Source organism: Pseudomonas sp. AC112 (genome assembly GCF_979253545.1).
In genome coordinates this window covers 5,180,257-5,199,427 of sequence record NZ_CEEDCM010000001.1, presented here as the reverse complement: position 1 = coordinate 5,199,427, position 19,171 = coordinate 5,180,257, and the positions used below count along the sequence as shown (strand labels likewise).

The window sequence follows — 19,171 nt, the reverse complement described above, 5'->3', positions numbered from 1 at the left end:
TTTGGGGGGCCGCCGCCACGCGCCATCCATGGCGCGGGGCGGCTAAACCGGCATCCCTGCCGGTTTACCCCCCAAATCCCTGCCGAATTCCGGCCAGCGTGTTTGACGGGGCGCCTAAGATCAAAATCAAGATCAAAAGCAAGAGCACAGCGGCCTGACAGCCGGCTTGAGTGGTGTAGAGCAAAGGCAGAAGCAAACGCGGCCCACTGTAGGAGCCGGCTTGCCGGCGATGGTCGTTAACGGTGATGGGGGTACATCTGGATAAACGCGGCGATCTCACGTTTTTCGCCGGCAAGCCGGCTCCTACAGGGACCGCGTATCCACGATGCGAAGCGAGTCGCTCTTGATCTTGATCTGAGGCGCCCCGTCAAACACGCTGGCCGAACGCAGGCTTTGGAGCGTGGGTAACCCGGCAGGACGCCGGGTTAGCCGCGCTGGGCCAAGGATGGCCCATCGCGGCGGCCCACGCTACAAAGCCGGAGTGAGGGCACACCGAGCCTAAGCGAGGTGCCGAGTGTTGGGGCGGAGCGTTTTTGGTTACTTTTGGCGCTCTTCCAAAAGTGACCCGCTGTAAGAGCGGAACCATAAGCCGCCGTTACCGCAGCAACGGATATACACACCGGAACACAGCTATCGCAGTCAAGCCAGCTCCCGAACAGCCTCAAGCAAAAAACGAATAAACCACCGCACTGATCGCCACCAACCCCACCGCCGTGACAAACACATTGGACGCCTGCCCACGGTACTTGGCCATAGCCGGCACCTTACGGATGGCATACATCGGCATCAGAAACAGGATCGAAGCAATGATCGGACCACCCAGCGCCTCAATCATCCCGAGAATGCTTGGGTTCAACGTCGCCACGATCCAGCACACCACCAGCATGAACGCAGCCGTCATGCGGTCCAGACGCTTGGCGCTCGGACGACGACCGGTCTTCAGCACCAACCCCTTGAGGCCTTCACTCGCACCGATGTAATGCCCCAGGAACGACTTGGCAATCGCCACAAACGCGATCAACGGCGCGGCAAACTCGATGGTCGGGTTATTGAAGTGGTTGGCCAGGTACGACAGGATCGACAGGTTCTGCGCCTTCGCTTCGGCCAACTGCGCCGGCGACAGGGTCAGCACGCAGCTGAACACGAAGAACAGCACCATCGCCACCATCAGCAGATGCGCGCGAGACAGGATCTGCGAGCTGCGTTCATCAGCGTGGACGCCGTACTGGCGCTTCTGGTCCACCGCAAAGGCCGAGATGATCGGCGAATGGTTGAACGAGAACACCATCACCGGAATCGCCAGCCACAGGGTATTGAGCAGCGCGGACGGCGCCGGCACCACGCTGGCGGTGCTGAGGATGCCGCCGTTCCAGTGCGGGATCAGGTACACCGCCAGGAACAGCAAGGCGACGATAAACGGATACACCATCAGGCTCATGGCCTTGACGATCACTTGCTCACCGCAACGCACCACGGCCAGCAGGCCGAGGATCAGCACGAACGACAGGATCGCCCGTGGCGGCGGCATGATGTGCAGCTGGTGCTCCATGAAGCTGCCGACCGTGTTGGTCAACGCCACGCTGTAGATCAGCAGGATCGGGAAGATTGCAAAGAAGTACAGCAGCGTGATCAGCGCACCGGCCGTGATGCCGAAGTGTTCTTCCACTACGTCGGTAATGTCGGAGCCTTCACGGCCGGACAAAACGAAGCGGGTCAGGCCACGGTGAGCGAAGAAGGTCATCGGGAAGGCCAGCAGTGCGAGGATCACCAGTGGCCAGAAGCCTCCCAGGCCCGCGTTGATCGGCAAGAACAGCGTGCCGGCGCCAATGGCGGTGCCGAACAGGCCAAGCATCCAGGTGGTGTCCTGGCGGCTCCAGCTCGTGAGGGTTGCAGGTGTCGTTGCATAGCGTTCGTCGACGCTATTGGCCTGATCATTCATCCGGTCGGATCTCCGCATTTACACGGCCGGGACGAGTCAGAAAAACCTGACAGGCAGCGCCCCGACCATAGAAGGGGCCGGATTGTCCGGGATTCTTCTGAATAAGCAAAGACTTAGCTGAGGAACGGTGGTGCGGTGCAGGCACGCAGGGGCACCTGTACACAGCGGGTTTCGCGGCGTGCGGCAGAATGTCGAATATACATTCCCGCACAAATCTATTTTAGAATCGCGCTCGATCCTGTAGTTTTCACCCTGCGTCCGCCGTTATCCAGAGAGCCCCGCCATGCCTCGCGTTTCCCGCAAACAAGCTGAACTCAACCGCGAAATCATCGTCGAGGCCGCCACGCATCTGTTCCGCGAACGCGGACTGCACGGTATCAGCCTGTCGGACGTGATGGCCGCCGCCGGCCTGACCCACGGTGGCTTTTACGGGCATTTCGCCTCCAAGGAAGCCCTGGCCACCGAGGCCTGCCAACAGGCGTTCGAGGTTGCGAACCTGGGCTGGCAGGCCAAGATCGACCGCAGCGAAGACCAACAGGCCGCCCGCCAGGCGGTGCTGGGGCCTTATTTGACCGCCTCCCACCGTGACAATCCCGGCGACGGCTGCCCGGTGTCGGCCTTTGCCCCGGACATGTGCCATGAACCCGCCGAGACGGCTTTGCAGCACACCTTTATAGAAGGCGTGGAAAAGTCGCTGGAGATCTTCGCGCAGCTGGAGGACGGAGATCGTCAAACCCTGCTGGCCCAATACGCGATGATGGTCGGCGCAGTAACCCTGGCGCGTGCGACACGGGGCAATAGCCTGTCGGATGAATTCCTGGTGGCTGCACGAAATGCCCTTTTGCCCGTTGACAGCCCTTCGCCCGTCCCAGCATGATCGGGCCATGAACGTTATCCAGCTCGCCCTCACCCGTACCACCACCACGACCGCTTACGGCGGGTCGCGCGGTGGCTGTGGGTGCATGAGCTAGACACTTCACAGATTCAACCCAAGGCCCCGCCAGCAATGGACGGGGCCTTTTTATTGCTCCGCCCGCTGGCACACACAAGGAGCAACACCATGGCTGACGCCCTGCTGATCATCGACATGCAAAACGGCCTATACGATGGCCCGGAAAAGCCCTTCGAGCGCGAACGCGTACTGGCCACACTCAACCATCTGATCGGACGCGCGCGCGCTGCCGGCGCCCCGATCTTCGTGGCCCGCCACACCGGCCCGGCAGGGTCGCCGATTGAAGCCGGTAGCCCGCTCTGGCAGCTGTGCCCTGCGCTGCAGGTGGACGAATCCCGCGACCACCTGTTCAACAAGACCCGCCCCAGTTGCTTCCTCGGCACGGAGCTGGAGCAGCAGTTGAGAGCGGCGCAGGTCAAGGAGTTGGTGATCGCCGGCATGAAAACCCAGTTCTGCATCGACACCACCTGCCGGGTCGCCGTGGAACTGGGTTTTTCCGTGGTACTGCCAGAAGACGGCCATAGCTGCATGGACACACCGGCGCTGAAGGCCAAGGCAATTATCGAGCATCACAATGCGACCCTGGCCGGAGCGTTTGTGAAGCTCACAAGCGCCGTCGAGATCCGCTTTTGAGCGATCAAATACGGCATACTCCTCCCCTCAAACCCTTCAGGAAGAGCCTTCCGATGACCGCCACTGTTCTGGTCCTGGTTGAAACCATCAACGAATACCTGCCCATCATCGAGAGCAATGACTTTCATGTGATCCTGGCGCCGACACCGGCCGAACGCGCTGAAGCGATCAAGGCCCATGGCAGCCAGATCAAGGCGGTGCTGACCCGTGGTCCGCTGGGTTTGTACGCCGAGGAAATCGCCGCGCTGCCCCTGCTGGAGATCATCTGCGTGATTGGTGCCGGCTACGAGCACGTCGACCTGCAGGCCGCCAGCAATCGCGGGATCGTCGTCACCAATGGCGCCGGGGTGAATGCGCCGTCGGTGGCCGATCACGCCATGGCGTTGCTGCTGGCGCTGGTGCGCGGCATCCCGCAGACCGACGCCGCCGTGCGCCGCAGTGAATGGCCGAAAGTGATGCGTCCGTCCCTGGGCGGCAAGCAACTGGGCATTCTTGGGCTGGGTGCCGTCGGCCTGGAAATCGCCAAGCGCGCGTCCCTGGGCTTCGCCATGGAGGTGAGTTACCACAACCGCCAGCCACGCGATGATGTGGACTACACCTACTGCGCAACTGCGGTGGAACTGGCGCGCACCTCGGACTTCCTGATCCTGGCCACACCCGGCGGCGCCAGCACCCGTCACCTGATCGACCGCCACGCTCTGGATGCCCTGGGGCCCAATGGCTACCTGGTGAACATCGGCCGTGGCAGCGTGGTAGTCACCGCCGATCTGGTGGCCGCCCTGGAGCAGCGCCGCATCGGGGGCGCGGCACTGGATGTGTTCGATGACGAGCCCAAGGTGCCCGACGCTCTCAAGACGCTCAGCAACACCGTGCTGACCTCCCACGTCGCCGGCCTGTCGCCGGAAGCCGCCCACGACACCGTGCAGCGCGTGGCCGACAACCTGGTGGAATACTTCGCCGGCCGCCCAGTCCTCACGCCGGTCGCCCTGCCCCCGCCCACTAAATGACCGATCAGGCACGCTGATTATCGTCCAACACGCTAACCTATTAAGCCGCCCCGACCTTGTCGCTGGGCGGCTGTGAGCATTAGATTAGGAAATAGTCCGAGGCCTTTAGAATAAGCAGAAGGGATAAGCATGGCGCTGAACGACCAATCCACCCAGATTCGCCCTGGCGAAGAGCTTGATGCCAGCCTGATCGATCCCTACCTCAAGGCCCATATCCCGGGCCTGACCGGCACGCCCACGATCAGCCAGTTTCCCGGTGGCGCGTCCAACCTGACCTATCTGCTGGAATACCCGGGCCAGGAATTCGTGCTGCGTCGCCCACCTTTCGGCCACAAGGCCAAGTCCGCCCATGACATGGGTCGCGAATACCGCATTCTCAATCAGCTCAAAGACGGCTTCCCGTATTGCCCCAAGGCCTATGTGCATTGCACGGATGAGTCGGTGATCGGCGCCGAGTTCTACGTGATGGAGCGCGTCAACGGCATCATCCTGCGCTCCGACCTGCCGGCCGAGCTGGGCCTGGACGCGACCAAGACCGAGGCGCTGTGCAAAAGCTTCATCGATAAGTTCGTGGAGCTGCACCAGGTGGACTACAGCGCCTGCGGCCTGGCCGACCTGGGCAAGCCCGAGGGCTACGTGGAGCGCCAGATCCGTGGCTGGAGCGACCGCTACGAAAAAGCCCTGACCCCCGATGCCCCGCGCTGGGAAGCCGTACGCGCCTGGCTCAATGACAAGATGCCCGCCGACCATCCGACGTCGAGCATCGTGCACAACGACTACCGCTTCGATAACGTGATCCTCGACCCGCACAACCCGATGCAGATCATCGGTGTGCTGGACTGGGAGCTGACCACCCTCGGCGACCCGCTGATGGACCTGGGCAACACCCTCGCCTACTGGATCGAAGCGGCAGACCCGGCGCCGGTGCAACTGATGCGCCGCCAGCCGAGCAACGCGCCCGGCATGCTCACCCGCCGTGAGTTCGTTGACTACTACGCCGAGCGCTCGGGCATTCAGATCGACAATTTCGACTTCTACTACACCTACGGCCTGTTCCGCCTGGCCGGCATTGTGCAGCAGATCTACTACCGCTTCTTCCATGGCCAGACCCAGGACAAACGCTTTGCGCAGTTCATTCACATGAACACGCTGCTGGAGCAGATGAGCCTGAACGTCATCAGCAAATCGTCCCTTTAAGGAACCGCTATGTCCAAGACCCACCTGTTCGACCTCGACGGCAAGATCGCATTCGTTTCCGGCGCCAGCCGTGGCATCGGCGAGGCCATCGCCAAGTTGCTCGCCCAGCAAGGCGCTCACGTGATCGTCTCCAGCCGCAAGCTGGAAGGCTGCCAGCACGTGGCCGACGCGATCATCGCCGACGGCGGCAAAGCGACTGCCGTGGCCTGCCACATCGGTGAAATGGAGCAGATTACCCAGGTATTCGCCGGTATCCGCGAGCAGTTCGGGCGCCTGGATATCCTGGTCAACAACGCCGCGACCAACCCACAGTTCTGCAACGTGCTGGACACCGATCTCGGTGCGTTCCAAAAGACCGTTGACGTGAACATCCGTGGCTACTTCTTCATGTCCGTGGAAGCCGGCAAGCTGATGCGCGAGAACGGCGGTGGCAGCATCATCAACGTCGCGTCGATCAACGGGATTTCCCCGGGTGTATTCCAGGGCATCTACTCGGTGACCAAGGCCGCCGTGATCAACATGACCAAGGTATTCGCCAAGGAATGCGCGGCGTTCGGCATTCGTTGCAACGCCCTGCTGCCCGGCTTGACCGACACCAAGTTCGCCTCGGCGCTGGTGAAGAATGACGCGATCCTGAAAATGGCGCTGGCGCAGATCCCGCTCAAGCGCGTGGCCGACCCGAGCGAAATGGCCGGCGCGGTGCTGTTCCTGGCCAGCGATGCATCGAGCTACACCACCGGTGTGTCGCTGAACGTGGACGGTGGTTTCCTGTCCTGATCAAGCATTCGGCGGTTGTTGCCGAAAGCTCACTGCCAGGCGGTTCCAGCCACTGATGCTGGACACCGCCATGGTCAGGTCGACCAGTTCCTGCTCGCTGAACTCCACCCGCACGGCGGCGAACAGTTCATCCGACACCACCGAGGTCGGCAGTGTCGCGACCGACTCGCTCCAGGCCAATGCAGCCTTTTCCCGCGCCGTGAAGAACGGCGAATCCCGCCAGACGCATAACGCGAACAAACGTCGCTCGGTCTCGCCGCGTTGACGTGCCGCCATCGAGTGCATGTCCGTGCAGAACCCACAGTGGTTGAGCTGCGAGACACGGATCTTGATCAGTTCCAGCAAGGGTTTTTCGATGGACAGGCCAAAGGTCGTGGCCTCCAGCATCAGCATGCCCTTGAGTGCTTGCGGGGAGGCGGTGTAGTAATCCAGGCGAGGTTCCATGGGGCGTTTCTCTGGCGACGAATGCAATGACAGCCCAGCCTAGAGTCCGCCACGCATAAGCCCTATAGCCAATCGGCCGGTTTATGCACAGACCATTTTGAGCCCGCCACGCACGCGCGTAATCTGGGTGCAGATTAATGCTCCGGGATAAGACATGGAACTGCACGTTGTGATCAACGGCCGCAAGGATCTGGCCGAACAGCTCTACCAACAGTTGCGCGAAGCCATTGGGTCCGGGCGCCTGGCCGCCGGTGCGCAACTGCCGCCCAGCCGCCTGCTCGCCGAGCAACTGGGCGTGTCGCGCAAGACCGTGTCGGACACCTACGCCACCCTCACCTACGAAGGCTTGCTGATCGGCAAGACGGGCCGTGGCACCTTCGTCAACGCCCGCGCGCCGCAGTCCGAACGCCTGCAGAGCGCCACCGACCTGGCCTGCGCCGCGAACCTGGCGAAGTGGCAATCACTGCCCTCCCCCATGCGACATCCCACCCGCGACAGCACGCTGCGCTACGAATTTATCGGTGGCGCCACCAGCCGCAACCAGTTCCCCCAGGATGAATGGCGACGCTGCACCCAGGATGCCCTGCGGCGCATCGCCCAGAACAGTGGCTTCTACAGTCAGCCCGAAGGCCTGCCGGCATTGCGCAGTGCCATCGCCGGGCATATCGCGTTTTCGCGCGGGGTCAACTGCCGTGACAGCGACATCGTGGTCACCAACGGCGCGCAACAGGCGCTGGACCTGATCGCCCGCGTGGTCCTCGAACCCGGCAGCATCGTCGCCATGGAAGACCCCGGCTACAGCCCCGCGCGCCAGCTGTTCATGGCGATGGGCGCGAGCGTCGCGAGCGTGCCGGTGGATGAACACGGCATACAGGTGGACCTGATCCCCGACGGCACGCGGCTGATCTACGTGACGCCTTCCCACCAATTCCCACTCGGCATGCCCATGAGCGTGCCGCGCCGTGAAGCCTTGCTGACGCGGGCTTTCGAGCTGGGCGCGATCATCATCGAGGACGACTACGACAGCGAATTCCGCTACGAAGGCCGGCCCACCGACTCGCTGCAAAGCATGGACACCCGCGGCGTGGTCACCTACGTCGGCACCTTCTCGAAAACCTTGCTGCCCGAGTTGCGCCTGGGCTATGCGGTGCTGCCGCCGGCCATTTATGGCGCAGTGCTCAAGGCCAAGCAACTCACCGACCAGCACAGCTCGACGCTGCCGCAATGGGCCTTGGCCAAGTTCATCAGCGAGGGCTACCTGCTCAAGCATATCCGCCGCTGCCACACGGTCTACGCCGGGCGCCGTGAACGCATCCTGCAGCGTTTGGCAGGTGACCTGTCGTCATGGTTCGAAGCGGTGCCTACCGTGGCCGGGTTTCACATGGCCGCGCTGTGCAAAGGACCGGTGAACATCCCGTTGCTCATGGAACTGGCGCGCCAGGTGGAAGTGGGCTTGTACCCCCTGGACGTGTTCTTCCACGATGCGCCAGTCCGCCCAGGCCTGATCATTGGCTTCGGCGCCATCGAGACCCTGGATATCGACCCGGCGCTGGACAAGGTCCGCGATATCCTCCAGCAGATTGGCTAGTGGATTTTCCAGCGGATTGGTCATTGGTCCTGTCACTCCCAGGCACTAGCCTGTGCACTGACACCCGACCTCGGAGACCCTCGTCATGCCAGCCTGTGCCTGCAACACTGTCCATGTCCGCGCGGCGGCCGGGCGTTCAAGTGAACTGGGCGAGCGCCTTCAGCAGATAGCCAACGCCGTGCGCACCGCCCCCGGCTGCCTGGACTACGCCGTGCAACGCGACCCGCTGGACCCCGACCTCTGGACCGTCAGCGGCCGTTGGACCAGTGCCGAACAGCTCGTCGCGCACTTCCGATTGCCGGCCCTGCAAGGGTTTATCGAATTGACCGGCGAACACCTGGCGCGCCGCCTGGATTTCGACCACTGAGGCATTGGTCTCCTGCTCTTTGCCGGGATTGGTCATTGGTCACCCAGGCACGGCGGCGTAGGGTGAAGAGGTCTGGAACTACTCGGAAACTTCGCCATGAAACGACTGCTCGCCGCCTCGCTGATGCTCGCCTCGCTCAGTGCCTTTGCCCATGAACCGGTGTACAACCAGGAATCGATCAAGGTGCTGCAAGAACATGCCTTGACCAACGTCCCCGGCAAGAAAACCATCATGCTCACCGTCGACTACGCCCCCGGCCAGGCCACCGTACCCCACAGCCACACCGGCACCGCAGTGGCCTACGTACTGGAAGGCGCGATCACCTCGCGGGTGAATGATGAGCAAGCAAAAACCTACAAGGTCGGTGAATCGTTCTACGAACCGGCAGGTTCGCGGCACTTCGAATCGAGCAATGCCAGCCAGACCAAACCGGCCAAGTTGCTGGTGGTAATCGTCCTGGATGACAAGGCTGAGGTGCTTACCCCCCTTCCAAAATAACCAACCCTTGTAGGAGCCCGCGTGCCGGCGATCACGGTGGTTCAGCCAACACATCCGTGCCTGATAGACCGCTATCGCCGGCAAGCCGGCTCCTACAGGTTCAAGCGAGTAGCGTCAGTGACTCAGGGGCGTTTGAACTGGCCGCGCAGGCTTTCGATCTGCTCGCGACAGGCGCAACCCTCAAGGTGATCATTGACCATCCCCATCGCCTGCATCAACGCGTACATCGTGGTCGGCCCCACGAACGTCCAACCGCGCTTCTTCAAGGCTTTGGACAACCGCACCGACGCCGCTGACGTTGGATTCCCCGTCCAATACGCCAGGTCCACCACAGCCGGACGCTCCTCATCCCCTGGCTCAAACGCCCATAACCAGCGCGCCAGCGAACCGGTCTCATCCACCAACTCACACGCCCGGCGCGCATTGTTGATGGTCGAGACGATCTTGGCCCGATTGCGCACGATGCCCGGGTCCTGCATCAGCCGCGCGATTTCCGCCTCGCCATACTGCGCCACCCGGCGAAAATCAAACCCGTCGAACGCCGCGCGGAACTGCTCGCGCTTACGCAAAATGGTGATCCAGGCCATGCCGGCCTGAAATCCCTCCAGGCAGATCTTCTCGTACAGCTGGATATCGTCCGCCACCGGCACGCCCCACTCCGCGTCGTGGTAACGCGGGTATTCCGGCGCTGCTGTGCGCCAGGTGCAGTGGGTGTGCCCGGTTTCGTCAGTGGTCAGTCCTGGTACGTCCATCCATCACCTCATGTGCCGAGCGGCGGATGATAAGCGAAAAAAATTCCAACCCGCCAACCGCTCAAGCATCGCCCTTACCGACCAACTGGTCAGACCGGGACCTGTCAACCGTCAAATAATTGCTTGTGATTTCAAAAATACCGGGCGTAGACTGGGCCCGCACTGGACTTACCGGTATGACCACAACAATTAAGCCCTGGAACCACCAGGGCACCGAATAGAGATCCCTCCCATGCTCAGATGGTGCTCGCGTTCGATTTTCCTGCAAGTCGTGATTGGCCTGATGCTCGGCATAATCTGCGGCCTGGCCCTTCCCGAATTCTCCTCGCAACTCAAACCCCTGGGTGACGGCTTTATCAAGCTGATCAAGATGCTGATCGGCCTGATCGTATTCTGCGTGGTGGTCAGTGGCATCTCCGGCGCCGGCGATTTGAAGAAAGTCGGGCGTATTGGCCTCAAGTCGGTGATCTACTTTGAGGTCCTGACCACCGTCGCGCTGGTGATCGGCCTGGTCATGGCCTTCAGCACCGGTATCGGCCAAGGCGCCAATATCCACCTGGAGCAGTTGTCGTCGGCGGGCCTGAATGAACTGGCCGACAAGGGCCAGCACATCCGTGGCACCAGCCAGTTCCTGATGGACCTGATCCCCAACTCGGTGATCGGCGCCTTTGCCGATAATAACGTGTTGCAAGTGCTGCTGTTCTCGGTGCTGTTCGGCAGTGCGCTGAACCTGGTCGGTGAAGCGGCGTCGGGCATCTCACGCCTGATCAACGAACTGAGCCACGTCATCTTCCGCATCATGGGCATGATCGTGCGCCTGGCGCCCATCGGTGTATTCGGTGCGATCGCCTTTACCACCAGCACTTACGGGCTGGATTCCCTGCAACACCTGGGCAGCCTGGTGGGCCTGTTTTACCTGACGTGCTTTGCCTTCGTCGGGCTGATCCTCGGCCTGGTAATGCGCTTGTCGGGCCTGCGCATGCTGCCGCTGCTCAAATACCTGCGCGAAGAGCTGCTGATCGTGATGGGCACCGCCTCCTCCGACGCCGTGCTGCCACAGATCATGCGTAAACTCGAACACCTGGGCATTGGCAGCTCCACCGTGGGCCTGGTGATTCCGACAGGGTATTCGTTCAACCTCGACGGGTTCTCCATCTACCTGACCCTGGCCATCGTCTTTATCGCCAACGCCACCGGCACACCGCTGTCGATGACCGACCTGCTGACCATCCTGCTGGTGTCGTTGATTACCTCCAAAGGCGCCCACGGCATACCCGGCTCGGCCCTGGTGATTCTGGCGGCGACGCTCACGGCGATCCCGGCGATTCCGGTGGTGGGCCTGGTGCTGGTGCTGGCGGTGGATTGGTTCATGGGCATCGGTCGCGCATTGACTAACCTGATCGGCAACTGTGTGGCGACCGTGGCCATTGCGCGCTGGGAGAAAGATATCGATATCCAGCGTGCCAACAAAGTGCTCGACGGCCAGCAAGGGTATGCCTTCCAGGCCAAGAAACCAGTATTGCCCGCGCACCAAGAGTTCTGACCGATTTCATGAGCGACACCGTTCAAATGTGGGAGTGGGCTTGCTCGCGAAAGCACTGGGTCAGTCACAGATGTATTGACTGAATAACCGCATCGCGAGCAAGCCCGCTCCCACAGTTAAGAGTCGCCATGCTCGCTAATGTATTCGCAACATAAAGGAGAGGTAGACGTGATCAGCACCTCAACCGTCGTCAATTCAGTCGTAGAAAAACTGCGCGCCGCCTTGGCGCGGGGTCAGTGGCGCCGGGGCGAAATGCTCCCCGGCCAGCGTGAACTGGCCGAACAGATGGGCATCAGCCGGCCCAGCCTGCGTGAAGCGGTGATCGTGCTGGAGACCCTCGGCCTGGTGCGCTCAATGCCTGGCAAAGGCGTGGTCGTGCTGGAAACCAGCGTCAGCGAGGCACAGTCCAGTGACGCCGTGGCCGACGCCAGCCTGGAAGATATCCTGCAACTGCGCTACACCCTCGAACCCTTCATTGTCGGCCTGGTAGCCCAGTCCATCAGCAGCAAGGAAGTCGGCCAACTGCGCCTGACCCTGATGGACATGCGCGAAGCCCTCGACGCCGGTGATGCCGAAGCGGGCATGAACGCCTACATCGGGTTCCACGAAGAACTGTTCGCCCTCACCTCCAACCCGATCTTCCAGAACGTGGTGCAACAGACCAGCAACGCCCTCAAGCAAAGCGCCCAGGTACTGCGCAACTCCCCCGAACACCTGGCCGAACGCCTGCAGGAAAACGACGCCGTGGTGCGCGCCATCCGCAACAAGAACAGCGCCCTGGCCAGTGCCGAGATGCGTCGGCACATTCTTCAGGAAGGCCTGCGCATGGGGATTCGCTTGAACATTCCGGATGACCATCTGGGTAGCTGAATGACTGGAGACTGGCCATGACCGCTCACGCGCTGCAACGCGACCCCATACTCCCTGCCCTGCGCCTGGTCGCCGGCAGGAAGCCTTCGGTGGATGACATCTACCCGCGGCTGTTCGACGCCATTCTCGAGCAACGCATTGCGCCCTCCAGCCGTTTTACCGAAGAAGGCCTGGGCGAAACCTTCGGCGTGAGCCGCAGCGTGATCCGGCGGGTGCTGGCCAAGCTGTCCCATCAGCAAGTGATCATCCTGCGCCCCAATCAACGGGCCCAGGTGGCGGCGCCGGATGCGCAGCAAGCCCGGCAGATTCTGGAAGCGCGCAGGATGACCGAAGTCACTGTGGTGCAGTTGGCCTGCGCCCAGGCAACGCCCCTGCAAATACGCCAGTTGCGCGAGCTGATTGCCCGCGAGCGCGACTGTATCGAGCGAGATCAGCGTGGGCCGGCGATTCGGTTGTCCGGGGAATTCCATCTGCAACTGGCCGCCATGGCGGGCAATGCTCCCCTGGCGCAGTTCCTCAACAGCCTGGTGCCGTTGACGTCGTTGATCATTGCCCAGTACGAAGCGAAAGCCTGCACGTATTGCGCGTGGCAGGAGCATGTGGCGATTGTGGAGGCGGTGGAGCGGCGTGACTCAACGACCGCGGTGAACCTCATGATGCAGCACTTGGATCATCTGGAAAGCAAACTAGTAAAACACCACTGCACCTAAGTGAATGAAGATCAAAATGTGCCCTTCAGTGTTTGATAAATAGAGTTCCAACAAAAAGCCCCCGCATCTCACGATACGGGGGCTTTTGTTTTACCGAGGGAGTACGCCGGTTACAGCACCGACTGTCCACTCAACGCCAGGTCCAGCAGCTCGCGGTTGGCCACCGCGTACATGGCGTAGTCCGTGCCGACCGCAGCACGGATTTCCACCATCATCGCCACCCAACGCTCAGCCATGTCCTTGTGCTGCTCAAGCCACAGGGCCACACGGGCTTCCATGTCTTGAGGCGCATCGGCCATTTGCAGGACGGAGATGGTAATCGCGCGTTGCTGCCAGTCCACGTCGTCGCGGAAGGCTTCGCGGGCCTGGGCCTGCCAGTTGTTGGCCACCGGCAAGTCGCTGATCTGCTGCAGGTACCACGGCAGGTCCAGGGCGCTGCCGACGGCGAAGTAGGCCTTGGCCACTTCGGCGGCGTCATGCCCGGTGACGTCAGCGGCTTCGATGATCGGCAGCAAGGTGTACAGGTGGGTAGTGCCTGCAACCATGCGCGCCAGCAGCTCCGGCACACCGGCTTCGGTGTAGGCCTGGTAGCGGTTCTGCCAGCCTTCGCGGGTCGGGCCTTCCAGCAGTTCGTCGAGCTTGAGGCCCAACGCGGCCAAGTGCGGACCGAAGTGTGCGGTGTCACGGCCAGCGTCCTGCTCGTTGCGACGGCTGCGCAGGAACCAGCGCGTGGCACGACGACCCAGGCGCATCAGCTCGTCCATCAACTGCAATTGCACGTCAGCGGAGACCTGGTGGTCCAGGGCTTCGATCTGACGGAACCAGTGCGGGAGGTGGAAGATGTCGCGCACGATCACATAGGCGCCCGCCACGTTCGCGGGGCTCATGCCGGTCGACTCTTTGAGTCGCTGCACGAAGGTGATGCCCATGTGGTTGACCAGGTCGTTGGCGATCTGGGTGCTGACGATTTCGCGCTTCAGGCGGTGACGACGCATGGCCTCGGAGAACTTGGCCACCAGGCTCGGCGGGAACGCGGTCTCCATGTCACGGGTCAGGTATTCGTCATCCGGTACCAGCGACTTGAGCAGCGCTTCCTTGAGGTCGATCTTGCTGTACGAGATCAGCACCGACAGCTCCGGACGGGTCAGGCCCTTGCCATTCGCGGCGCGCTCGGTGAGCTGCTCCTCGGTCGGCAGGTACTCGATGGCGCGGTCCAGCTTGCCACGGCCTTCCAGGTCGCTCATCAGGCGCTTGTACTCGGCGGCACGCTCGTAGGCACGGCGCGCAGCCAGGGACAGGGCCTGGGTCTGCTTGTAGTTGTTGCCCAGCACCAGGTGGCCGACTTCGTCGGTCATGCTCGCCAGCAACTGGTTGCGTTGCTTGTCGGTCATGTCACCGGCCTGCACCACTTCGTTGAGCAGGATCTTGATGTTCACTTCGTGGTCGGAGCAGTCCACGCCACCGGCGTTGTCGATGAAGTCGGTGTTGGAACCGCCGCCATTGAGGCCGAACTCGACACGACCCAGCTGGGTCATGCCGAGGTTACCGCCCTCGCCCACCACCTTGCAGCGCAACTCGTTACCGTTGACGCGCAGCGCGTCGTTGGCCTTGTCGCCCACATCGGCGTGGCTTTCAGTGCTGGCCTTGACGTAAGTGCCAATACCGCCGTTCCACAACAGGTCAACCGGTGCCTTGAGCAAGGCGTTCAGCAGCTCGGTCGGGGTCAGCTTGTCGGCCGAGATGTCGAAGCGTTCTTTCATCTGTGGCGAGATGGCAATGCTCTTCGCGCTGCGCGAGAAGATACCGCCGCCTTCGGACATGATGCTGGTGTCGTAGTCGGTCCAGGCCGAACGCGGCAGCTCGAACATGCGCTGGCGCTCGACGAAGCTGGTGGCCGGGTTCGGGTTTGGATCGATGAAGATATGCAGGTGGTTGAAGGCCGCGACCAGTTGCAGCTTGTCGGACATCAACAGGCCGTTACCGAACACGTCACCGGCCATGTCGCCGACGCCCACCACGGTGATGCTGTCTTCCTGCACGTTGATGCCGCGCTCACGGAAGTGACGCTGCACACCGACCCACGCGCCCTTGGCGGTGATGCCCATTTTCTTGTGATCGTAACCGGCGGAACCACCGGAAGCGAACGCATCGCCCAGCCAGAAGCCGTAGTCGATGGCGATGCCGTTGGCGATGTCGGAGAAGGTCGCAGTGCCCTTGTCCGCTGCTACCACCAGGTACGGGTCATCGTCGTCATGGCGCACGACGTTGGCCGGTGGCACCAGGGCGCCGTCTTTCAGGTTGTCGGTGATATCCAACAGGCCGGAAATGAAGATGCGGTAGCAGGCGATGCCCTCGGCCGCGATCTCGTCCCGGCTGCCGCCCAATGGCAGGCGACGCGGCAGGAAACCGCCCTTCGCACCCACGGGCACGATGACCGAGTTTTTCACTTGCTGGGCTTTTACCAGGCCAAGCACTTCGGTACGGAAGTCTTCTTCACGGTCGGACCAGCGCAGGCCGCCGCGCGCGACGTTGCCGAAACGCAGGTGCACGCCTTCGACGCGTGGCGAGTACACAAAGATTTCAAACTTCGGCACAGGCTTGGGCAGTTCAGGGATCGCATGCGGGTTGAACTTGAAGCTGAAGTACGACTTGTTCTGGCTGTTGGCGTCGGTCTGGTAGAAGTTGGTGCGCAGGGTGGCCTTGATCAGGTCCAGGTAGCGACGCAGGATGCGGTCTTCGTTGAGCACCTGAACATCGTCCAGGGCCGTGAGAATCGCTTGTTCCAGGCGTTGCTGCTTGTCTTCCAGGTCTTCGCTGGTGAGCTTGCGCGCCAGGTAGAAGCGGGTTTTGAACAACCGGGTCAACTCGCGGGCGATGTCGGTGTGGTTGTTCAGGGTGCTGGCGATGTAACCCAGGTCGAAGCCCAGGCGGATCTGCTTCAGGTAACGGGCGTAGGCACGCAGCAGCGCGACGTCGCGCCACGGCAGGCCGGCGGTCAGTACCAGGCGGTTGAACGCATCGTTCTCGGCGTCGCCATGCACGATGTGCACGAATGCGTCTTGCAGGGTGTCGTTGAGCTGCTGGATATCCAGGTTCACGCCTTCGGCGGCGATGAACGCGAAGTCATGGATCCAGAACTCACGGCCATTGGCGTGACGCAGGCGGTACGGGAACTCGCCCAGCACACGCAGGCCGAGGTTTTCCAGGATCGGCAGCACGTCGGAGAGCGCCAGCGGGGTGTCAGCGTGGTAGAGCTTGCAATGCAGCTCGCGTTGGCCGGAGACCTGGCCCAGCGGCTGGTAGAAGCTCATCACCAGCGGGTTGGCTTCGGTGAGGCTCAGCAGGTGCTGCATGTCGACCACGGCCGAATGCGCGGCAAAGCGCTCGCGGTAGCCGGCCGGGAAGCCTTTCGGGAAATCGGCCAGCACGTTGGTGCCGTGGGCTTCGCCGAAGCTTTCGACGACGAGGCTGGAATAGTCGTCCTGCCAGCTGCGGCAGGCCTGCACCACTTCTTTTTCCAGTTGCAGCGGGTCGATGTCCAGGCGGTTCTTCGGGTCAACCCGCAGGATCAGCTGTACACGGGCCAGCACGGATTCGGAGAAGAAGGTCCAGAATTCGCAATCCGAGGCCTTCAGGCGATCCATCAACACTTGCTGGATCTTCTGGCGCACTTCGGTGGAATAGATGTCGCGCGGCACGTAGGCCAGGCAGTAGCAGAAACGACCGTACGGGTCTTTGCGCAGGAACACGCGGATCTTGTTGCGTTCCTGGATCTGCACGATCGACATCACGGTGCTGAACAGTTCGTCGACCGGGGTCTGGAACAGGTCATCACGGGGCAGCACTTCGACGACCTGGGCAAGCTCCTTGCCCAGGTGAGCCTTGGGCTGGAAGCCGGAGCGGCGTTCGATTTCCGCGACCTTGCGGCGGATGTACGGAATGACCCGCACGCTTTCGCCATACACCGAGGAGGTGTAAAGGCCCATGAAACGGTGTTCCTTGATGACTTTGCCGTCGGCGTCGATCTCACGGATCGACACATAGTCCGGGTAGGCTGGGCGGTGCACGCGGCTTGGGTGCGCCGCCTTGGCAAACGACAGCACGGTCGGCTCACGCAGGTAAGCCACGGCATAGTCTTCGATGCGCAGGTCGTCGGCGGTGAGGCCGGCGCGCAGCAGCTTGGTCAGACCGAGGAAGGAATCGGCGTCATATTCAATATGACCGCCGTCTGCCTCGTCACGTACCACGAACTCTTCATAGCCGAGGAAGGTGAAGTGGTTGCCCACCAGCCATTCCAGGAAGTTCTTGATCTCGGCTTTTTCTTCGCCGTCGATGACAAACTGGCTGGCGTCGATACCGGCCAGCAGGTCCTGGACCTTGGCTTTCATCGGTTCGAAATCAGCCACCGCCACGCGCACTTCGCCCAGCACCTGCTCCAGCTCTTTGCTCAGCACGTTCAGTTCGGCGGCGTTGGCGCAACGGTCGATTTCCAGGTACATCAGCGATTCTTGCTGGATGCCTTCGCCCTGGGTGCCCTTGGGCAGGATTTCCAGCAGCTCGCCCTTGGCGCCACGGCGTACGCTGAGCACGGTGGTCTGCAGGGTGTGGATGCTGTAGCCACGGCGGTTCAGTTCGGTACGGACCGAATCCACCAAGAATGGCAGGTCATGGTGCAGCACTTCGACCGCAGTGTGGGTCGACTGCCAGCCATGACGTTCGTAATCGGGGTTGTAGACCCGCACTTGCGGTTGGGTGTGATCAAAGCGCTCAAGCAGGCGCCAGGCAGACAGGGTGCAACCGGCCAGGTCGGAAAGGCGACGCTGGGTCAGTTCGTCCAGGGAAATAATGCCGAAAAATTGCTCAGCGAACAGCGCCACTTGTGGCAGTGCCTGTTCACTGATGTGCTGCGCCAGTGCCGCTTGCAGTTGATGCTGGAAGTCGGCCTTGCTGGCTGCGGTGAAGAACGCCATCTGTGGTACTCCGCTTGGGCTTGTTATTGATGAAAGCGTCGCGTGTTATCCCCTTGCGGGGAGACCGTCAGCGCTGTTCGCGGGTCAGGATAGAAGCACCATAAACGAATCAGCGTGACAGGTGGGTGAAGCTGGACAAGACAGTGAGGTCACATACAACTTCCATAAGATGCACTCCTGGCCGGGTGACGGTACGACGGGCAGGTCAGGCGCCCGGCACGTGCACATCCGTTGTGCAGCTTAACGAGTGTTGGAAGACCGCTGCTTGCGGTGCTGCGACATATTCGGTCATCGGTAAGCTGGGGCCGGGTTGCGACTTGGGCAACCCACGGGTCACGTGATAAAAACGGGTAAATTTCGGATTTATCCGTGCGAGTTATGACTCATTTAAGCCAGCAGGTCATACACTGCCTCTGACACAGGAAGCAGCGCAAAATGCTCCACAGTGGCACAATTGGCCGTCGCGCTCTTACCCAGACAGGATTTCCCATGCAATTGACTACCGCCCACCTCATTGCCACCCCGTGTGACGACGAAGAAGACAACATGGCCATGCTTTGCTGCCACAGCGACAAGGGCGAGATGTTCATGCTCACCCGTTACCCGGACGAAAATGAAGTGGAATTGACCTGGGATTACGAGCCTTCAACGCTTGACGGGTTGAAAGTCACCCTCAGCGCCACCCGACTGCTGGTTGAAATTGCGGCGGCGGACGCCGATGCATTGAAGGGCGATGATCACCTGGACATTACCCACCACACCGCAGCATCGGACCTGGCAGAAGTGGAACAGACCTTGCAAAACATTCTCAAGGGCACCGGGACTTACGTGCGGGCATGAACCGTACATCGTCACTGTGAATTCTGACAGTAGTCAACCGGGATAAATGGGTTTTAGCTGCTTGCATTCAAAGGCAAACGCCAG

16 protein-coding genes are annotated in these 19,171 nt (G+C 61.5%); 12 read left to right on the top strand and 4 right to left on the bottom strand.

What is annotated here, in order from left to right; genetic code table 11:
- Nucleotides 1-661 precede the first annotated feature (661 nt).
- Nucleotides 662-1,939: a serine/threonine transporter gene (locus AC0IYN_RS24180; RefSeq protein WP_457238769.1), complete on the bottom strand. Its 1,278-nt coding sequence runs from the start codon at nucleotides 1,937-1,939 to the stop codon at nucleotides 662-664.
- Between the two features lie 283 nt (nucleotides 1,940-2,222).
- Between AC0IYN_RS24180 and AC0IYN_RS24175 the strand changes: the two genes are divergently transcribed.
- From AC0IYN_RS24175 to AC0IYN_RS24155, 5 genes are all read left to right on the top strand, one after another.
- Complete coding sequence (locus AC0IYN_RS24175; protein WP_457238770.1) at nucleotides 2,223-2,816, top strand: TetR/AcrR family transcriptional regulator; 594 nt, start codon at nucleotides 2,223-2,225, stop codon at nucleotides 2,814-2,816.
- Between the two features lie 183 nt (nucleotides 2,817-2,999).
- Nucleotides 3,000-3,524 carry a cysteine hydrolase family protein gene (locus tag AC0IYN_RS24170; protein WP_457247962.1) on the top strand — a complete coding sequence of 175 codons (525 nt, stop codon included), beginning with the start codon at nucleotides 3,000-3,002 and terminating at the stop codon, nucleotides 3,522-3,524.
- A gap of 53 nt (nucleotides 3,525-3,577) precedes the next feature.
- Nucleotides 3,578-4,531, top strand: coding sequence for a 2-hydroxyacid dehydrogenase (locus tag AC0IYN_RS24165; RefSeq protein ID WP_471843604.1), 954 nt, complete (start codon nucleotides 3,578-3,580; stop codon nucleotides 4,529-4,531).
- 129 nt (nucleotides 4,532-4,660) lie between these two features.
- Entirely contained in the window at nucleotides 4,661-5,728 is a 1,068-nt protein-coding gene (locus AC0IYN_RS24160; RefSeq protein WP_471843602.1) for a phosphotransferase family protein, read from the top strand.
- Nucleotides 5,729-5,737: 9 nt separating this feature from the next.
- Nucleotides 5,738-6,505 carry an SDR family oxidoreductase gene (locus AC0IYN_RS24155; protein ID WP_010210056.1) on the top strand — a complete coding sequence of 256 codons (768 nt, stop codon included), beginning with the start codon at nucleotides 5,738-5,740 and terminating at the stop codon, nucleotides 6,503-6,505.
- Here the strand turns inward: AC0IYN_RS24155 and AC0IYN_RS24150 are convergent, their stop codons facing one another.
- Complete coding sequence (locus tag AC0IYN_RS24150; protein ID WP_099491571.1) at nucleotides 6,506-6,949, bottom strand: carboxymuconolactone decarboxylase family protein; 444 nt, start codon at nucleotides 6,947-6,949, stop codon at nucleotides 6,506-6,508.
- 154 nt (nucleotides 6,950-7,103) lie between these two features.
- Between AC0IYN_RS24150 and pdxR the strand changes: the two genes are divergently transcribed.
- From pdxR to AC0IYN_RS24135, 3 genes are all read left to right on the top strand, one after another.
- Nucleotides 7,104-8,537, top strand: a complete 1,434-nt coding sequence (pdxR, locus tag AC0IYN_RS24145) for a MocR-like pyridoxine biosynthesis transcription factor PdxR (protein ID WP_457238774.1) — start codon at nucleotides 7,104-7,106, stop codon at nucleotides 8,535-8,537.
- An 85-nt stretch (nucleotides 8,538-8,622) separates the two neighbouring features.
- Nucleotides 8,623-8,904 carry a putative quinol monooxygenase gene (locus AC0IYN_RS24140; RefSeq protein WP_078048743.1) on the top strand — a complete coding sequence of 94 codons (282 nt, stop codon included), beginning with the start codon at nucleotides 8,623-8,625 and terminating at the stop codon, nucleotides 8,902-8,904.
- A 96-nt stretch (nucleotides 8,905-9,000) separates the two neighbouring features.
- Nucleotides 9,001-9,402 (top strand): cupin domain-containing protein, encoded by a 402-nt coding sequence (locus AC0IYN_RS24135; protein WP_406598056.1) that lies wholly within the window; start codon nucleotides 9,001-9,003, stop codon nucleotides 9,400-9,402.
- 122 nt (nucleotides 9,403-9,524) lie between these two features.
- On the opposite strand, the gene AC0IYN_RS24130 is transcribed toward AC0IYN_RS24135, so the two are convergent.
- Nucleotides 9,525-10,154: a DNA-3-methyladenine glycosylase I gene (locus AC0IYN_RS24130; protein WP_406598055.1), complete on the bottom strand. Its 630-nt coding sequence runs from the start codon at nucleotides 10,152-10,154 to the stop codon at nucleotides 9,525-9,527.
- A gap of 217 nt (nucleotides 10,155-10,371) precedes the next feature.
- On the opposite strand from AC0IYN_RS24130, the gene AC0IYN_RS24125 reads away from it, so the two are divergent.
- The 3 genes from AC0IYN_RS24125 to AC0IYN_RS24115 all read left to right on the top strand — a co-directional run bounded on the left by AC0IYN_RS24125 (nucleotide 10,372) and on the right by AC0IYN_RS24115 (nucleotide 13,277).
- Nucleotides 10,372-11,697 carry a C4-dicarboxylate transporter DctA gene (locus AC0IYN_RS24125; protein WP_406598063.1) on the top strand — a complete coding sequence of 442 codons (1,326 nt, stop codon included), beginning with the start codon at nucleotides 10,372-10,374 and terminating at the stop codon, nucleotides 11,695-11,697.
- A 168-nt stretch (nucleotides 11,698-11,865) separates the two neighbouring features.
- On the top strand, nucleotides 11,866-12,567 hold the full coding sequence (locus AC0IYN_RS24120) for a FadR/GntR family transcriptional regulator (protein WP_406598054.1): 702 nt from the start codon (nucleotides 11,866-11,868) through the stop codon (nucleotides 12,565-12,567).
- Between the two features lie 17 nt (nucleotides 12,568-12,584).
- The gene (locus tag AC0IYN_RS24115; protein ID WP_078048747.1) at nucleotides 12,585-13,277 is read left to right on the top strand and encodes a GntR family transcriptional regulator; all 693 of its coding nucleotides are present in this window, start codon (nucleotides 12,585-12,587) and stop codon (nucleotides 13,275-13,277) included.
- A gap of 110 nt (nucleotides 13,278-13,387) precedes the next feature.
- On the opposite strand, the gene AC0IYN_RS24110 is transcribed toward AC0IYN_RS24115, so the two are convergent.
- Nucleotides 13,388-18,247, bottom strand: coding sequence for an NAD-glutamate dehydrogenase (locus AC0IYN_RS24110; protein ID WP_471843598.1), 4,860 nt, complete (start codon nucleotides 18,245-18,247; stop codon nucleotides 13,388-13,390).
- A gap of 489 nt (nucleotides 18,248-18,736) precedes the next feature.
- On the opposite strand from AC0IYN_RS24110, the gene AC0IYN_RS24105 reads away from it, so the two are divergent.
- Complete coding sequence (locus tag AC0IYN_RS24105; RefSeq protein WP_406598052.1) at nucleotides 18,737-19,087, top strand: hypothetical protein; 351 nt, start codon at nucleotides 18,737-18,739, stop codon at nucleotides 19,085-19,087.
- The last annotated feature ends 84 nt before the right edge of the window (nucleotides 19,088-19,171 follow it).

What these genes read in the sequence shown, in the direction of transcription:
- AC0IYN_RS24130 (WP_406598055.1), bottom strand. Translation starts at nt 10,154, where the DNA reads ATGGACGTACCAGGACTGACCACTGACGAAACCGGGCACACCCACTGC.
- AC0IYN_RS24140 (WP_078048743.1), top strand. Translation starts at nt 8,623, where the DNA reads ATGCCAGCCTGTGCCTGCAACACTGTCCATGTCCGCGCGGCGGCCGGG.
- AC0IYN_RS24150 (WP_099491571.1), bottom strand. Translation starts at nt 6,949, where the DNA reads ATGGAACCTCGCCTGGATTACTACACCGCCTCCCCGCAAGCACTCAAG.
- AC0IYN_RS24165 (WP_471843604.1), top strand. Translation starts at nt 3,578, where the DNA reads ATGACCGCCACTGTTCTGGTCCTGGTTGAAACCATCAACGAATACCTG.
- AC0IYN_RS24115 (WP_078048747.1), top strand. Translation starts at nt 12,585, where the DNA reads ATGACCGCTCACGCGCTGCAACGCGACCCCATACTCCCTGCCCTGCGC.
- AC0IYN_RS24105 (WP_406598052.1), top strand. Translation starts at nt 18,737, where the DNA reads ATGCAATTGACTACCGCCCACCTCATTGCCACCCCGTGTGACGACGAA.
- AC0IYN_RS24160 (WP_471843602.1), top strand. Translation starts at nt 4,661, where the DNA reads ATGGCGCTGAACGACCAATCCACCCAGATTCGCCCTGGCGAAGAGCTT.
- AC0IYN_RS24110 (WP_471843598.1), bottom strand. Translation starts at nt 18,247, where the DNA reads ATGGCGTTCTTCACCGCAGCCAGCAAGGCCGACTTCCAGCATCAACTG.
- pdxR (WP_457238774.1), top strand. Translation starts at nt 7,104, where the DNA reads ATGGAACTGCACGTTGTGATCAACGGCCGCAAGGATCTGGCCGAACAG.
- AC0IYN_RS24170 (WP_457247962.1), top strand. Translation starts at nt 3,000, where the DNA reads ATGGCTGACGCCCTGCTGATCATCGACATGCAAAACGGCCTATACGAT.
- AC0IYN_RS24175 (WP_457238770.1), top strand. Translation starts at nt 2,223, where the DNA reads ATGCCTCGCGTTTCCCGCAAACAAGCTGAACTCAACCGCGAAATCATC.
- AC0IYN_RS24180 (WP_457238769.1), bottom strand. Translation starts at nt 1,939, where the DNA reads ATGAATGATCAGGCCAATAGCGTCGACGAACGCTATGCAACGACACCT.
- AC0IYN_RS24155 (WP_010210056.1), top strand. Translation starts at nt 5,738, where the DNA reads ATGTCCAAGACCCACCTGTTCGACCTCGACGGCAAGATCGCATTCGTT.
- AC0IYN_RS24135 (WP_406598056.1), top strand. Translation starts at nt 9,001, where the DNA reads ATGAAACGACTGCTCGCCGCCTCGCTGATGCTCGCCTCGCTCAGTGCC.